18 protein-coding genes are annotated in these 16,417 nt (G+C 40.1%); 7 read left to right on the top strand and 11 right to left on the bottom strand.

What is annotated here, in order from left to right:
- Together BHR79_RS08910 and BHR79_RS08915 are read right to left on the bottom strand one after the other, a co-directional pair.
- On the bottom strand, positions 1-849 hold the full coding sequence (locus tag BHR79_RS08910) for a methanogenesis marker 8 protein (RefSeq protein ID WP_072561993.1): 849 nt from the start codon (positions 847-849) through the stop codon (positions 1-3).
- Between the two features lie 16 nt (positions 850-865).
- On the bottom strand, positions 866-2,167 hold the full coding sequence (locus BHR79_RS08915) for a phenylacetate--CoA ligase family protein (RefSeq protein ID WP_072561994.1): 1,302 nt from the start codon (positions 2,165-2,167) through the stop codon (positions 866-868).
- Positions 2,168-2,388: 221 nt separating this feature from the next.
- Between BHR79_RS08915 and BHR79_RS08920 the strand changes: the two genes are divergently transcribed.
- The 4 genes from BHR79_RS08920 to BHR79_RS08935 all read left to right on the top strand — a co-directional run bounded on the left by BHR79_RS08920 (position 2,389) and on the right by BHR79_RS08935 (position 5,280).
- Positions 2,389-3,315, top strand: coding sequence for a UbiA family prenyltransferase (locus BHR79_RS08920; protein ID WP_072561995.1), 927 nt, complete (start codon positions 2,389-2,391; stop codon positions 3,313-3,315).
- 79 nt (positions 3,316-3,394) lie between these two features.
- Positions 3,395-4,588, top strand: a complete 1,194-nt coding sequence (locus BHR79_RS08925) for an MFS transporter (protein ID WP_072561996.1) — start codon at positions 3,395-3,397, stop codon at positions 4,586-4,588.
- A gap of 84 nt (positions 4,589-4,672) precedes the next feature.
- Positions 4,673-4,852, top strand: coding sequence for a PLDc N-terminal domain-containing protein (locus tag BHR79_RS08930; RefSeq protein ID WP_072561997.1), 180 nt, complete (start codon positions 4,673-4,675; stop codon positions 4,850-4,852).
- Positions 4,853-4,959: 107 nt separating this feature from the next.
- Entirely contained in the window at positions 4,960-5,280 is a 321-nt protein-coding gene (locus BHR79_RS08935; RefSeq protein ID WP_072561998.1) for a hypothetical protein, read from the top strand.
- 33 nt (positions 5,281-5,313) lie between these two features.
- Here BHR79_RS08935 and BHR79_RS08940 read toward each other — a convergent pair whose 3' ends face one another.
- The gene (locus BHR79_RS08940; RefSeq protein WP_072561999.1) at positions 5,314-6,159 is read right to left on the bottom strand and encodes a YihY/virulence factor BrkB family protein; all 846 of its coding nucleotides are present in this window, start codon (positions 6,157-6,159) and stop codon (positions 5,314-5,316) included.
- A 227-nt stretch (positions 6,160-6,386) separates the two neighbouring features.
- Here BHR79_RS08940 and BHR79_RS08945 point away from each other — a divergent pair, with 227 nt between their 5' ends.
- Positions 6,387-7,037 carry a hypothetical protein gene (locus tag BHR79_RS08945; protein ID WP_143743549.1) on the top strand — a complete coding sequence of 217 codons (651 nt, stop codon included), beginning with the start codon at positions 6,387-6,389 and terminating at the stop codon, positions 7,035-7,037.
- Positions 7,038-7,162: 125 nt separating this feature from the next.
- On the opposite strand, the gene BHR79_RS08950 is transcribed toward BHR79_RS08945, so the two are convergent.
- Positions 7,163-8,401 (bottom strand): NosD domain-containing protein, encoded by a 1,239-nt coding sequence (locus tag BHR79_RS08950; protein WP_072562001.1) that lies wholly within the window; start codon positions 8,399-8,401, stop codon positions 7,163-7,165.
- Positions 8,402-8,630: 229 nt separating this feature from the next.
- On the opposite strand from BHR79_RS08950, the gene BHR79_RS08955 reads away from it, so the two are divergent.
- The gene (locus BHR79_RS08955; protein WP_072562002.1) at positions 8,631-9,116 is read left to right on the top strand and encodes a LabA-like NYN domain-containing protein; all 486 of its coding nucleotides are present in this window, start codon (positions 8,631-8,633) and stop codon (positions 9,114-9,116) included.
- Positions 9,117-9,349: 233 nt separating this feature from the next.
- Here the strand turns inward: BHR79_RS08955 and thiE are convergent, their stop codons facing one another.
- The 5 genes from thiE to BHR79_RS08980 all read right to left on the bottom strand — a co-directional run bounded on the left by thiE (position 9,350) and on the right by BHR79_RS08980 (position 14,000).
- On the bottom strand, positions 9,350-10,027 hold the full coding sequence (gene thiE / locus BHR79_RS08960; protein ID WP_072562003.1) for a thiamine phosphate synthase: 678 nt from the start codon (positions 10,025-10,027) through the stop codon (positions 9,350-9,352).
- Between the two features lie 27 nt (positions 10,028-10,054).
- On the bottom strand, positions 10,055-10,846 hold the full coding sequence (gene thiM / locus BHR79_RS08965) for a hydroxyethylthiazole kinase (protein WP_072562004.1): 792 nt from the start codon (positions 10,844-10,846) through the stop codon (positions 10,055-10,057).
- A gap of 147 nt (positions 10,847-10,993) precedes the next feature.
- A complete protein-coding gene (locus BHR79_RS08970; protein ID WP_072562005.1) occupies positions 10,994-11,338 on the bottom strand; it encodes a hypothetical protein in 345 nt (114 codons plus the stop codon).
- 107 nt (positions 11,339-11,445) lie between these two features.
- Positions 11,446-13,224, bottom strand: coding sequence for a thiamine pyrophosphate-dependent enzyme (locus BHR79_RS08975; RefSeq protein WP_072562370.1), 1,779 nt, complete (start codon positions 13,222-13,224; stop codon positions 11,446-11,448).
- A gap of 131 nt (positions 13,225-13,355) precedes the next feature.
- Entirely contained in the window at positions 13,356-14,000 is a 645-nt protein-coding gene (locus BHR79_RS08980) for a molybdopterin-dependent oxidoreductase (protein ID WP_072562006.1), read from the bottom strand.
- A 163-nt stretch (positions 14,001-14,163) separates the two neighbouring features.
- On the opposite strand from BHR79_RS08980, the gene BHR79_RS08985 reads away from it, so the two are divergent.
- Positions 14,164-14,814: a YggS family pyridoxal phosphate-dependent enzyme gene (locus tag BHR79_RS08985; protein ID WP_072562007.1), complete on the top strand. Its 651-nt coding sequence runs from the start codon at positions 14,164-14,166 to the stop codon at positions 14,812-14,814.
- A 45-nt stretch (positions 14,815-14,859) separates the two neighbouring features.
- Here the strand turns inward: BHR79_RS08985 and BHR79_RS08990 are convergent, their stop codons facing one another.
- Together BHR79_RS08990 and BHR79_RS08995 are read right to left on the bottom strand one after the other, a co-directional pair.
- Positions 14,860-15,747: a sensor histidine kinase gene (locus BHR79_RS08990; protein ID WP_072562008.1), complete on the bottom strand. Its 888-nt coding sequence runs from the start codon at positions 15,745-15,747 to the stop codon at positions 14,860-14,862.
- A gap of 42 nt (positions 15,748-15,789) precedes the next feature.
- Complete coding sequence (locus BHR79_RS08995; RefSeq protein WP_083433085.1) at positions 15,790-16,326, bottom strand: PAS domain S-box protein; 537 nt, start codon at positions 16,324-16,326, stop codon at positions 15,790-15,792.
- Between the last annotated feature and the right edge of the window lie 91 nt (positions 16,327-16,417).

The following is a 16,417-nucleotide window of genomic DNA, read 5'->3' on the forward strand; positions in this document are numbered from 1 at the left end:
TCAGACAAGTTCCCGGGGTTGTTTATGTTCCGGTAACACCGGCAGGGGCATTGTATTTATAAGGACAGGGGATTCCACTTCCTTTGCCCTTTCAAGCAACATTTCCTTACCTTTTTGTGTTAATGCAAAAAGCGGTACTGCCGTACCTACCTGTGCAAGGGGTTTTATTAATTCACGTATCTGGCGGGAAGCACACCCTGTAGTAATGTCCACATGCTGGAAAAGTTCCATTGCTTCCTCTTTTCCCAGACCGGTGGTATGTGCCGCAATGATCAGCAGGTCCAATTCATCTTCAGCTTCAAGTTGTCTCAGGCGTGCTGCATTTTCGGAATGGACCACAGTGACTGCGATTCTCCTGTATCCCAGTTTAGCTGCTTTAAGTACACCCCCCTCCGGGTTTATTTCGGCAGTGGATGGATCCAGTACAATTCCGCCCTTTTCTGAGATACCATTAATTACAGCATCGATGGGTTCTGTTTCAATCAGTCCTGATATACGGGCACCCATTCCCTGTACAAGTTTAGGGTTGTTCGTGATCACAGTACCCGCTCCATCGCACACGGTGACAGTAGTATCAAGCATATCCCGATTCAGACCGGTCATCATGACTTCAGAAGCACCGAATCCTACGAATACATCCTGCTCCAGTTTCCTTTTGGATGTGAAAAGACCAAAATCCTTTATCCGAAATTCCATATTTTCCCGGGCAGCTTCTGGAGTAATTTCCTTAATTCCACGCACCTTATCAAAAATGGGACACCATTTTACGGTAGGTTCCCCAACCTCGATGACTTTGCCATCCCTTACAACAATCCTGGTCTTTCCCAACAATTCCATTACATGTGGCATATATTTATACTTCCCTTTAGAGTGCTTCACGATGATCGATTACACGTTTTGCTTTTCCAGTGGTGCGGGGAATCGTACCTTTTTCCACAAGATCAACATTGGTGCGTATATTCAGCACACTTTTAAGTTCATTTTCGACATGTTTTTTAACAGCAGCCAGATCTTTCAGTTCCCCTGTAAAAGCATTGTCGGAAAGTTCAACCCTAACAGTGATTTCATCCATTTTATGTGCATTACGTTTGAGCAGTATCTGGAACTGATCGGTAATCTCATTGATACCCACAAGCACATCCTCAATCTGGGATGGGAATACATTAATTCCACGTACGATTAACATATCATCTGCCCTTCCCATTATACGGGAAATTCGAGTGCTTGTCCTTCCGCATGCACATTCGGATTCAAGTAATCGGGTAATATCACCTGTATGGTAGCGTATTACAGGGAAGGCTTCCTTGGTAAGGGATGTCAGGACAAGTTCACCTTTTTCCCCCTCGGCCACCTGTTCCCCATTCGAATCCAGTACCTCTACAAGGAAATGATCGTCCCATATATGCAACCCATCCTGCTCTTCACACTCAAAAGCAACCCCTGGACCGATAAGTTCTGATAGACCATAGGAATCATAAGCCTTCATTCCAAAGACATTCTCAATATCTTTTCGTGTGCTGGATGACCAGGGTTCTCCTCCAAAGGTGCCTATACGTAATGAAAGTTTATCCAGAATATCCATCTCTTCTGCAGTTTCAGCAAGATAGAGGGCATAAGAAGGAGTACAATTAATTACAGTTACTCCAAAGTCCTGCATCATTTCAAGTTGCCTGGCGGTATTGCCGGTGCCCGCGGGAACGGTCATTGCACCAAGCCTTTCAGCACCGTTATGGAAGCCAAGACCGCCTGTGAAAAGTCCATAATTCAGTGAATTCTGGAAAACATCGTCCGGTCCAACTCCTGCCATTTTAAGATCACGGGCCATCATGTCTGCCCATGTACGAATATCACTTTCTGTATATCCGACAACCGTGGGCTTTCCACTGGTTCCCGAGGATGCATGAATACGGACTACATCTTTTTTAGGAGTTGCGAAAAGTCCGAAAGGATAATTGGCACGGAGGTCTGGTTTTTTTGTGATGGGAAGATTTGTTATATCATCAACTGAACTGATATTTTCAGGGGAGACACCAAGCTCTTTAAATTTGTCATTGTAGAAAGGAACATTTTCATAGACGCTTGCAGCCGTTTTTTTTAGTCGTTTTAACTGTAATTGGCGCATTTCATCTTTTTTCATGGTTTCATATTCTGGCTGCCAGTATTTCATCGGAGGATCACCCTTTCGTTTTTGATTGGATTCAATATTTATAAAGATTTACCATGTGAAATTTGCAAATTCAATAGCATAAATATCATAAGATTAACTTACTGGATGTTCATTATTATTTTTATTAAATACATAAATCATAAAATATCAAGAATTTATGTACATGATTAAATTATATTATGCCATATAATATACATCAATGTGCATGAAGTTTAGCTTATATGATACAAATGGAAATTGATAGGCAGATAATTCCACATATGAAAATATCACCTACCAATATCTGGAAGGAATTCATATTCCAGGGACATTTGTTTGCTGCAGGCGCGATTGGTGTTGTTTATATGTCTTCAATACTTTGCGACATACCAATAGGCCTGGATTTCATAATAGCAATTTATATGATGTTTTATGCAATTTACTTTTATGACTACATACAGGGGGCAAATGAAGACAGGATAACAAATCCCGAAAGGTCTGAATACATAAATAATCAGAACAAAAATAACGATTTCATTTTTCCCCTATATGCAGCCATCCTTGCAATGGGTTCCATTTACATTTTATGGAGCGACATTATAAACATGGTTATTGGATTTGCCATTCTCGTTCTGGGAGTGCTTTACCATTCCTGCTTCAAAAAACTCACAAAATTTATTCCTGCATTCAAGAATATTTATGTAGCAACAGTGTGGGCATTGTTGGTTTTTGTACTTTTGAATTATTATTCCTATCCAATTACGAATACTGCAATCCTGATTTCAGTTTTTATATTCTTGAAAGTACTAAGTATACAGATTCTTTTTGATATAAGGGACATTGAGGGAGACAAAAAAAAAGGTTTATTGACGTTACCCATATTAATTGGGGAAAAATACAGTATTGTTCTGAATATACTTAATATACTGAACTTTTTTACAATAGCAATATTTGCATATGGAATATTCACCAATATCATACCAGCAATTTCCATCATGATACTGGTTATTTTCTTTTATGAATTCAGTTATATAAATCAAATAAAAAAGGAAAAAAGTGTTACAGCACATTACATGATGGCAGCCTGCGAACCCGTTTTATGGGCACTCCTTATCCAATCAGGTAACCTATGTGTGAATCTCCTGCATACTTCATCCAATCTGCTATAAAATAAGCATTTTGTATTCCGGAAATCTATAAAGACATCCTCCCTGCAATAATAACACACAAAGATATCCGGACTATGTCATGAGAGAAAACCAGCACTCTATTGACAGGCAACTCTATATCCTGTCTTTTTCCAAGATATTCAAAGATCTGGCAACAGGTATGCTATTGTTTTTCATACCTCTGTACGCTGCCAGGCTTGATGTAGGAATAATAGCAGAGATGCCTGTAGTACTGAAAGCGGGGATTGCAACTGCAGCTTTTGGAATTGCAAACTCACTGTCCCAGCCTGTTATGGGCCGCTTGAGTGACCGCCTCAACAGAAGAAAAGATTTTCTCGTTGTGGGATATGTCATTTACACCCTTCTCTGTTTATCCTATCCCTATACTTCCTCACTTGAGAGCCTGACCTTGCTGCGTGTTATACAGGGAATTGCCATTGGAGCAACAGTTCCTGCAATTGTAGCAATGGTTACCCACCTTTCCACTTCATCTGTAAGGGGCCAGGCAATCGGAATATACTCAAGCCTGAGGGGATTTGCTTTTGGAATAGGTTCCATCATCGCCGGGGGAATACTGGCGATATCAAGCTTTGACGTTGGATTCTATATATGTGGATTTCTTGTACTGGTAACTTTGATATTGGTGCAATTTTTCGTAAAAGAAACCGCACCACCACCAAAAGAACCTGAAACCGTGGATCATTCCAGCCAGAAAGAGTACTATATTCTCGCAATTGCAATTTTCATGATGATGGTAGGGATTACTATCGTCCTATCCCTCCTGCCAGCCTACCAGCAGAGGCTTCAGACTGGTGAGTTTTACCTCAGCCTGGCAGTTTCAGCCTATGTAATATCCCGTATTGTATTCCAGACACCAATGGGAATTCTGTCCGATCGCATCGAACGCAAATGGATAATTATCTCAGGTATTGCAGTAAATGCCCTGATTGTTATCGGATTGGGATATGTAATACATATTGAAGAGTTAATAATACTGCGAATCATGCAAGGAATATCAATGGCCGCGGTTGAAACACCCTTGATGGCATTGGCAGTGGACATGACAGGCGGGCATTCAACAGGCAGCCGGATAAGCATAATTACAAGTGCTCAGGCGGCAGGTATGGCAACCGGACCCCTCTTTGGGGGAATACTGGCCGGCTATGTCTCATTCGAGACACCATTCCATATATGTGCGATATTGATATTGATTTCAGGGTTATTAATACTAAAAGGGATTCATACAGAAAACCTTCAAGAATGGACACCATAATAAATATCCACTATTTTCTCCATAGCCTTATATAATCAGACAAACAAAGTTATTGACATATCTAATATACTGGAGGAGAAGGAAATGGTATTAGAAGAAATATGGGGGATCGTAACCTTACTGGCTACCATATGGGTAATATACGATGTATTTACCAATAATAGAATGCTTAGTACCATGATGAAAATCATATGGGTATTAGCTGCATTGTTATTTGGTGTACTTGGAGCTATAGCTTACTATTTCATTGGCAAAAAAAGGTGATCATCAGATTGAATCGCTTGCTGGCTAAAATACTATTTTCCATTATTAATTATTCTTAAAAAACTATATTTAGTTGAAAGCATGTGTACCGTTCAGGGCTCATCAACATGGTATGGATAAAAGTAAAAGAGGGTAAATACCTGGCTTCTGACAAGATCAGGACAATATATAAAAAAGTAGAAGGAAGCAATGCACGATTCCTGAGGATATATTGTGACCAGACAATAATATATACAAATGATTTGCACAGGGTGGTTAAAAGCAAAAAAATTCCTGAAGATGTCCTTCTGGATCCCGAGTATTACAAAAAGTGCCAGGATGCGGATAAATTGATACAGCTGTTACTGCATGAAATAGAAGATGCTAAAAAAAGTGGTGACCTGATAATGGATTTACAAACTATCCTGAAAAAATATGATTATATCTGATTTTCAGATGGCAAGCATCTTGTCATCACTTTTTTAAACAGATGTGTTACTATTGACACTCTTTGAGCGTACATTGATCATCTCCGCTACAAAGGTCACTGCTATAAATGAAAAATATACCCAGAGCAAAAATCCGATGATGGAACCTATTGCTCCGTAAACTGTGGTTATATTGCCATGAGAAAGGTAAAAGGCGAAAAAATACTTGGCTATTGTAATCAGTGATACTGTGAAAAATGAACCCTCTAAGACATATCGCATGCCTATTCTGGCCTCAGGCAAGACCCTGTAAATATATATGAATAGCACCAGGAGGATGAGGAAATTCGAAAACGAACTGGCATATTGTATGATTTTCAGGTTAAAGGGGAGTAACTCACCCAGTAAACCATATCCCATCAGGAAAAATGCTTCAACAAATGTGTTCAATACCAGCAAAAACCCGACCACAAACACTCCTATCACAGATGCAAGGCTTTTTTTCAGGAAATTATGCAACCAGTCTGATCCAGAACTGGAGGCTCCCCACATATTATCAATTATCTTTTTGAACTGCCTGAAAAGGTTCCCACCGGCCCATACAAGGAGAAGGAAACTTATAGCTGCCCCGGCGGTCAGGGATGCAATATCGGGTATCTGGTTAAGGAGAATCTCCACCATATTTATTAATGCATCTCCTGCTATCAGATCGATGTAGCCGATTATGGCAGACTCCAGATGACGTGCCTTCAAGAAATAACTTCCTACGGAAACGGAGAACAAGATTATGGCAGGCAGGCTTACGATAAGATAAAATGAAAGAGCCGCACTGCTGGTTATACCGTCATCTTCATTCCATTGTACCAGTGTTTCCCTAAAGAGTCCGGATATTGATTTCATTAACATCAAATTGGTTTCCTGTCGTATATAGTTCGTTGTCCGGTATCCAAAATATAACCTCAACAAGAACTAATTTTTATAAGAAAGTTAGTAAATATAATTTTATTATGATGTATATATTTATTTATATCTTGTCAGCTTATAACATTATGGTGCGATATGAGCTGAATCCATTCAGTAATGGCTTGCCTTCTACAGCTCAATAGATATAAAGGTGGTATGAAATTGTGAAACTTAAAATTCAGTTATTTATGGTTTTCATTGCCCTTATGGCAATGTCTGTAACCGGTGCTCTTGCTGAAGATGATTGTCAGAAAACAGTTACACTTTATGCAGGGCAAAATATAGACGTGGGAATAGTAAACCTGTCAGAAATATGTGTAGATAACCAGCCTACACTCAGAATAACCTATGAAGTGGATGAACCCTGGAGAATAGCCGAGACACATCTGGACGTAGCCACTGATCCTGATGAACTGCCACAAAAAAACGGGAATCCGATACCTGGTCAGTTCACATATAAAGATAAATGGGAAAGTTACCGGGAACAGGTAACATACGAAGTTCCTCTGGAATCCTGTGATGAGACTTTCATTGCAGCCCATGCAGTAGTTGTAAGCCCGTCAAGTGATGATAAGAAGAATGTGTGGGACGTAAGTGAAACTGCCTGGGCAGACGGTGAAGACTTTGATGGCAACAACTGGGCAACATACTTCAACTATACACCCTGCTGTATCGATTGTGGCGGCGAGCAGAATTTTGAAGAGAATACAGATGTTGGTGATGAAAAAGACAAACCGGATAATAATCCGGGGAACAATGGAAAAGGAGTCGGACAGAGCATGATCGATAGGATTTTCTCATTCTTCATGCGATGATAAATAAAAAGGGAAATATCCCTTTTTTATTCCTTTTTTTATAAATCAGACATACTTGAGTTTTTTAATGTACTTCTTTCACCATAAATCGGGGCTTCAAAAAAATTTACAGTTGATTCCCCCGTTTATTTGTGTTTTCTTCTCATAAAAAGTACAACTGCTATACCAAGGAAGCCCGCAGTCAATAACGGTTGGGCAGTCGGGATATCGAAAGCCGGCTGTGAATCATGCCCGAAATAGTAACTGCGGTCATAGTCCATTACATCTGGACCTACTTTCGGTGTTCCGGTGGCTGTTGCTTTGGTCTTTTGCAGACCCAGCAATGCAGAAGTCGTCTCTGTGAATTGAACAGATTCCCCTGGCATAAGTATGGGAATGATACCCACAATACCACATTTATTATCCTCCACCACAACATTTGTCAGGTTGACATTGCCGGTATTGCTGATGTAAAAATCCCATCTTACCTCATAATTCCACCTGATGTATGGGCCATTTCTTTCATCAGCATCCTCGCCATTGGTATGTTTTTCAATATCAATGGTTGCATTGACCGTGAGAGGAAGATAATCAATGTCACTTCCACTGATGTAAAAAGATGAATCACAGAAGCCATCATTGCTTGCATCTGTACAGGTCTCGCTATGTCCTGTACCATCAGGATGTGCCCAGTAGTTACCACCAATGGAAGGTCCACCTACAATGTTAGGACCTGATGTTTTTGCGATATTCCAGGAATTGCCAGCACTATCGGACATCTGAATGTTAATTGTATTATTGAAATAGTTGTCATAAATAATATTACTACCACTACTTACCAATTGAATACCTGATGAACTGCTGTTGCATACGATGTTGCTGGTCAAGTTGTTGTTTCTGGAAAAGCCAAGACTTATTCCATAAAGATTATTCAATACATTGTTATTAGTCAAATTGTTATTACTGGATCTATAAAGAATAATGCCATTATTGTTGTACGATACATTGTTGTCAGTAAGTGTGTTGTTCTGGACTCTATCAAGGTATATACCTTGCTCACCACCTGTTACTTCAAATCCTTTGATCGTGACATTATCCCTGGTCACATTGAAAACATAATCTGCTGAAGAAGCCGCCTGAACTTTGGTATTATCCGATTCCCCGGATTGTGAGATTATGATTACCGATTTGTTCACATCCACATTTTCTATATAGGTCCCTGGGTAAACAAAGATTGTATCGGTGTCATTTGCCGCATTTACGGCGTCCTGAATTGTTGTATAATTCCCACTACCACTATCATCCACAGTAATTTCATCCGCCATTGCCGCTGATGAAAGTAATGTCAGTGCTATCACGCTGACCATCAAAAGTTTGATCTGCATACCTTACCCCCAATTGAGACTTATATTCAACCATTTTTTATCCTTGATGTAGTATACAGTCTTATATATGTATAAACCTTCAGAACTACAGGTACTAACCAATGGTACGCAACAAATAAATTTGAACCTTTATTTTTTATATTATGAAACATAAAAAACAGTAAAAACATTACTCCAAAAGAGAAAGAAAGATAATAAATAATTAAACATAAAATATTATAGGTAATCCATGTTTAGCAGCCAAAAATTAGCAGTTTTTGTAGACGTGCAGAATATGTTCTATTCTGCCAGAAATATCCATTATGGGAGACTTGATTATGAAAAACTTTTACATGCCGCCGTAATGGAAAGAAAATTGACAAGGGCAATAGCCTATCTTGTCGAAACCCCGGATATCGACCAGTCAGGTTTTAAGAGTTTTATTGGTTCAATTGGATGGGAAGTAAAAAGCAAGGCCCTGAAGGTCAGACCTGATGGTTCCACCAAGGGAGATTGGGATATGGGTATAGCAATTGATGCGATATCCATTGCACCTAAAGTAGACACCGTTGTGCTTGTAAGTGGAGATGGCGATTTTGTCGATCTGATAAACCACCTAAAAGCTATTGGTGTACGGGTTGAAGTCCACTCTTTTAAAGAAAGTACAGCCGAAGAACTTATTAACGCAGCTACAGCCCATTATTCAATTGAAAGAAGGATGTTACTGGATAGATAAATAAAGTGCTATAATTACTCCCTGAAACTGGCTGATTTTAAAAATTATTTTTTGCGTCGACCAAAATGCAGGCACGACAAATGTCACCTGACGTGGGGCCACCACATATATTGCACTTTTTTTTACTTTTACCAGAAGGATTCTCTACTTTTGCTATCAAGATAGTAAGGAATTATAATTATTCGTAAACTGCCTGGTAATTTTTGGATATTTTGTTTCCATATAATAAAATTTTATTTCCCCTTTACATTAACTCTGTCTGAGGAATTTTGCTTTATTTTGCGGATAGTTTCAATGAAATAACCTGTTTCTCTCCTTACATCATCACTGCAAACGATTGCGGAAATAGCAACCAAACTATCCGCTCCATTTTCAACAACTGAAACACAGTTGTTTTTATTGATACCCCCTATGGCAACAATCGGGATATCAATTATCGTTTTCACCGCCTGAATCCTTTCGGGTCCAACACCCATACCTGCATCCTTTTTAGTAGTAGTGTCAAAAACCGGACTGAAACCCACATAATCAGCCCCTTTTCTTTCTGCCTCGATTGCTTCATCTGTGTCATGGACTGTAAGGCCGATTATCTTATTTTCACCCAGGATCTTTCTCGCAGAATCAATCGGCATATCTTCCTGTCCGATATGTACCCCATCAGCTCCTGCAGCCAGGGCTACATCGATACGGTCGTTTACCAGAAAGATTGCATCATCGCCACATATTTTCCTGATCAGGATTGCTTCTTCAATCATCTCTTTTGTGGTCTTGTCTTTTTCCCGATACTGAACAATCTTACACCCGGCCGCTACTGCACATTTTACATCGGACAATGTACCTTTCTTAGATAGACTGGAATCAGTCACAAGGTAGAAATCGATATCATTAAGCAAAGCTTCGCAGAATGCCATAAATGTAGACCTTCATAAATATATAATTCAATCTTCAATACTCTCAACATTAGTCATAGGTACTGCTTTTTCATCAGTGAGACCGGATACTTCATCATACAAATGCATCTTGAAACTACCGCTGCCTGCTGACTTGGCAGCCGCAAATTCCCCGGCAACCCCAAAGAAAGACAAAGCATCTATTGCTGCATCACAGAAATCATCGTTCAGGGCTGCAAATGAACCAATTATTGAAGCAGCCATGCAACCGGTGCCCACAATTGAACCCATTTCTGCATGGCCATTTTTTATGGAAAATATCCTTGAACCATCACTGACTATATCTTCCTTGCCGGTCATCACAACAGTACAATATCTGGATGTGGCCAAATTCTTTGCAAGCCAGCCGGGATCAGCACTGATAGAAGTTGCTTCAACTCCTTTTGTCCGGGCATTTTCACCTGCCAGTTTTGCAATCTCAGAATAGTTGCCTTTAACGATATCAACATGAGCACTATCAAGGATCTTTGCAGCCATTTGGTTTCTGAATTGGGTTGCACCTACTCCTACTATATCGAGTACCACAGGAATTTGTTTTTCGTTTGCAGTCTTTGTGGAAATTATCATGGATTCGATAAGTTCAGACGTCAGGGTTCCGATGTTAAGTACAAGAGCTGAGGAAATCTTAGTCATATCAGCACATTCTTCTATAGCATGAGCCATTACGGGAAGAGCACCAAAAGCTCTTGTTATATTTGCACAGTCATAAATTGTAACCCAGTTGGTAATATGATGGACCAATGGTTTTGTTTCTCTCAGTGTTTTTAATGCATCCTTCATTGCCTTCCTCCGTAAAATTCCCATTAATGGTTTTCACAATCGTGAATAGATGTTGCATAATATCTAATAAACCTTACGTCAGCCAGATGAATGCAAAAAAGATTAAGATAGCGGGCCAGAACTTGCAGGTTATTGCTTTTTTACAATTTATTCACAAACATCATTAGCAGTATAAATCTTGATAATTTCACCAGCATGTTCCTCCCCCGCCCTACTGGCAACTATTTCCTGAAAAGCCATGACATAATCCGGTCTCAAGCAACCAAGGCTTTCCTTGCCATCTTTTATCAGATCCAGCAAATATTCCAGTTCCTTTTCTGAAAGTGACTCCAGACGATGGGAAAAATCAGATATATCTTTGGAAAAATGGTTTGCAACCGGTGGCAGGATTGACTTGAAATTGACCCCTGAACTGCTACATTCCAGATCATTGCACTCAGGAGCAAGCTTTTTCAGTAAATCTATGTCTTTTTCATCTAGTTTACGTGCCATATAGTTCCTTTTTGGGAATTATTGGTTAAAAAGGTGTGTTTTAACAAAACCAGGAAAATGAATTTTGCCGGCAAGACAACATATAGCCGGCAGAATCACTGTTATATTTAATCCACACTTTTAGTACTTGCAGCAGTCTTGTCAGGATCTACAACCACATCGATAAGAGAAGGTCTGGTGGATTTGAATGCTTCTTCAAGAGCTTCATCCAGTTTTGCCGGGTCCTCTATCCTGTAACCCTCACCTCCGGTAGTTTTTGCATATTCCGCAAAATTGGGATTTGGGAAACTAACACCAAATTCAGGATAACTGGACCTTAGTTCTTCCTTTTTTATATTCTTGAGTTTGCCGTCATTAAAGACAATGACATTGATCCCGAGCTCTTCACGCACAGCAGTAGTGAAATCAGCCATAAGCATTCCAAACCCACCATCTCCTGTAACACATATTACCTGCCTGTCAGGGTTATCAAGTTTTGCCGACAGGGCTGCCGGGAGCCCGAATCCCATACTGGCAATATTGGCACACATTAAAGTCTTCTGGCCTTCACAAACGAATTTCTTGTAGAACCAGTAGGTATGGTCACCCACATCTACACAAATTATAGCATCAGTGTCTGCATGGCGTTTAATGGCCTGTACCACATAACCGGGATTTACAGGGATGGAGAGGTCCTGTGCATCGGCTTCCAGTTCCTCATAATGTTCCTGTTTCATCTGATCTATGTGTTCTAAAAACTCAGTGTTTTCTTCCTTTTCATCTACAAGAGGGAGAAGACCTTTAAGTACAAGGTCTGAATCTCCGACAATAGCAGCATCTACATCAAAGGTTTTTCCTATTTTGGTCGGGTCGAGATCTATCTGGACAATCTTGATTCCTGAAGGAACAAGGTTGGCCTGTCTGAAACCCGAACCTATGATAACTAGAAGGTCACTGTTTTGTACAGATTTTGCCGCATGTTTTGACCCTATGGAACCAAGTACACCCAGACTATAACGATCAGTTTCGTGCACCACACCCTTGGCCCTGGAAGTGGTTGCAATGGGGGCTTTGAGCTTTTGTGAGAGTTGTGTTAGCAATTCTCCACTGTGGCGACCACCCCAACCAGCAAAGAGAGTGACTTTGTCGTGATTGTTTATCAATTCTGCAGCCTTTTCCACATCTTCAGGTTTGGGAGCAGTCTGGTTTGAAACCAATCTCTTTTCCGCGGAATATACAGTTTCGCTAAGTTTACCGGCCAGGATATCAGTGGGTGTGCTGAGTACCGCAACACCGGGTTTTTTGAAGGCATATTTAGTAGCCCTTGTGACCAGACCGAGCGCCTGGTTCTCCCGGGCAATGGTTTCTGTAAATTCAGCAAAGGGGGCGAACAATTCTATCTGGTCGATCTCCTGGAAGGCCTCACTGCCAAGATAGACCTCCGCCACCTGACCGGCAAAGGCAAGCACCGGACTCCTGTCGGTGGCAGCATCCATTAAACCGGTAATAAGGTTTGTAGAGCCGGGACCCGCTATGGAGATACAGACCCCCAACCCGCCGGTGATTTTTCCATGTGCAGAAGCCATGAAAGCAGCGGTCTCTTCGTGCCTTGTGAGAATGAATTTTATTTTGTCACTCCTGCGGATGGAGTCTATCAAAGGCAGATTTGAATCCCCGGGAATCCCATAGACAAACCTGACACCGAAGGCTTCCAGTTGCTCCACTATCTTGTCGGCAACAGTCGTTTTTACTGATTCATCTTCCTTTTCCCCGCCTTCAGGAACAAAAGCGGATTTGGGAGCCCCGCATACCGGACATGTATAGTCATCAGGTAGTGAATCAAAATCCTGCCCTTCAACCTCCTCATCATAAACCCAGTTACAAACCGAACATCTGTATTTTGCCATGCATTTCCTCCAAAATTCCCCGTTGACTGTTATATAATGTTTAATTAATACTCCAAAAATATGTTGGTATAAATTGATGATAATTTTTCTTGTGCCTTGTGTGTGGAAAAGAGAAAATATATCTGGAATCATCAAAATCCAAATTTCAGGCCTCCAACATCCGCTTCATTGCTATAGCCTCTTTTTTCCCAATAACCCCTGTAGGGTTTGTCCATTACCTCAATGAGCACCACCCATTTTGCCCATTTATAGCCATACTTACCCTCTGCCACAACCTGTACGGGAAAACCTCGCTCCGGTGGCAGGGTGACGTCGTTGAGCCTGTAGGCAAGGATAATCTCGTTCTCCAGTATGTAATCAAGCTCAAGGGATGTGGAATAGCCATCCACACCATGGAATATCACGGTGGTTGCCTTTTCATCAGTTTTGGCCTCATCCAGCAAAGTTTCCAGGACCACTCCGGTCCATTTTGCATCAAAACTCCACCCATCCACAGAATTGAGCCTGACCGTCTTAGAGGTGCTGGGATACATCAGCAGGTCAGCATAGGTCAGTTCCAGGGGATTATCCACCAGCCCATCCACCCGGAGGACATATTCATCCCTGTCTATATACTGGGCGCCCTTGATCATGAAATTACCCTGCTGGGAAATGGGTGTCAGGGACACACCTTCATACACCCTTGCCTCCCCCTCCATGTATGCAGATTCATTGATTGCAGGAGGCTCAGATAGAGATACACAACCTGCTGTAATGATGGATACAAGAACAAACATGACTAATGTGGACCTAATCGTTCCCCCTCCCGTAACCCATTAGGAGATTTTGTTGATTATGTGAGATATAGATTTTGATTGAGGAAAATAGGATTAATACCTGCAACAAATCAGAATGATTTAAATATACCAAATTTTGAATAAAGCATCAGCGGGGACATCAATGCCAGTCGATGAAAATATCAAGAAGATTTTTGAGGAAATCGGTGACAAGACACTCATCTGTGTCACCAAGACTATTGAACCTGAAAGGATCAACGAAGCCATAGGAGCAGGAGCTGCCATAATCGGAGAGAACCGGGTTCAGGAATATGAAGATAAATGCGGGGAAATCCTGCCCTGTGAGACACATCTGATAGGCCACCTGCAGACAAATAAAGTCAAAAAGGCCGTGGATTTTTTTGATGTTATCCAGTCAGTCGACTCCCTTAAAGTAATAAATAATATTGACAGTAGAGCCGGCGATATTGATAAGATACAAAGAGTCTTCCTCCAGGTCAATATAGGCAACGAGCCACAGAAACATGGTTTCAGGCTGGACAGGATCGAAGAAGCGATAAACGAAATCCGCTCCCTTAAAAATATCCGTGTGGAAGGCCTGATGTGCATCCCTCCTTTTGTCCCTCCCGAACAAACCCGTCCCTATTTCAGGAAGATGAAAGCCCTTTTTGATGAGATAAAGCAGGAAAACCGGGGGAATATAGATATTCAGGAACTTTCAATGGGCATGTCCAATGACTACATGGTAGCCATAGAGGAAGGGGCTACGATGGTGCGTGTGGGTTCGGCTATATTCGGGAAGCGAGAGTATTGAAGATATTATTTGGTGGACAAAGTGACTTCTTAATTCAAATAAACCTTAAGTTGGAATGGTGAAAGTAAAAGTACTTCCATGTCCAACTTCACTTTTAACCCATATATCTCCACCATGCATTTCAACATATTCTTTTACCAAGGTCAGACCTAATCCAGTTCCTTCATATTCCTTTGAAGCCGAGGAATCAATTTGCTTGAAAGAGTCGAATATACTTCTTTGCTGTTTTTCTGATATACCCATACCTGAATCGCTTACTGCTACTTGTAAATTATCATTAACGAATTTAATTTCAATGCAGATATTCCCATTTTCAGGAGTGAATTTGGCTGCATTACTGAGCAGATTATGCAAAATTTGAGTGAATTTGGATTTATCAGCTTTTATAAGCCGCCCAGGTTGTTGTACTTCGCATTCCAGAGATATGTTTTTTTCTTCAACCAGCGGATATATTATCGGGCAGACTTCATCACAAATATCCGATATATCAAGTAATTCTGGGTAAAATTCCATTTTTCCATTTTGGATTTTTGATATGTCAAGTATATCATTAATTAATTCAAGGAGATGTTTACCACTATTCTGGATATTGGATAGATATTTGAGCTCTTTATTATCAAGATTATTTGCTTTATTTCTAGATAAAATTTGAGAAAAACCAATAATTGAATTGAGTGGTGTGCGCAATTCGTGGCTCATATTAGCAAGGAATTCAGATTTGGCTTTATTTGCATTTTCTGCAACGATTTTTCTCTGAATAAGTAAATTCTCTGCTTCTCTCCTTTTAGTTATGTTCCGAACAATTGCTAATACTGTTGTGTCTTCTTTTGGTACCATTCGAGATTCAAATATTTTTTTGTCCCCGTCCATCTCAATCTCATATTCATATACATGAATCTGTTTTTCATGAAGTGTTTTTTTAATGTTTTCCATCGTAATAGATGCAATTTGAGCAGGAAATATGTTTTTTATGTTTTAATTTAGAAAAGCATTAGGTGAAAACAGTAAATCATTATCATCAGGTGCATTATAGTCTATGAAATTCCCTTTTGCATCCATTTCAAAAATTAAATCTGGCAAAGCTTTGTTGATAGATTCATTTCTTGCTTCACTTTTTTGTAGATTCTTATATGCCTTTTTTTGTAAAGTTATGTCACGACCTACACCTAGAACACATTTAATTCCTCTGTATTTTATTGGTGTAAGTGTTAGTTCAAGAGTTTTAATTTCATCATTTACCAGATATGGTGTTTCTATGGTCCCACCAATTTCCCATAATCTAAAATGTTCTTCTAAATCCACACTTTCCTGATTTGGAGGTAAGAAATTACGAATATTCATTTTTAACAGATCTTGAGGTTGGACATTAACAAATTTGCAAAAAGCATCATTTGCTTTTATGTAATTGCCCTGTATATCGATAACCGCAATAGGGTTTAAATTGTTTTGAAACAAGGCCTCATAAAATCGAGCATTATCGCCTGCTACGTACTCATCTTCATTATTTTCAATTGATGACTATGTATTAAATTTCATAAATTTTACAACCTTGATGAAGACGTTAATTTCGCAAAGTACACATTAAAGATGCCTTATATACCTT

This window comes from Methanohalophilus halophilus, assembly GCF_001889405.1.
GTDB classification, from domain to species: Archaea; Halobacteriota; Methanosarcinia; order Methanosarcinales; family Methanosarcinaceae; genus Methanohalophilus; species Methanohalophilus halophilus.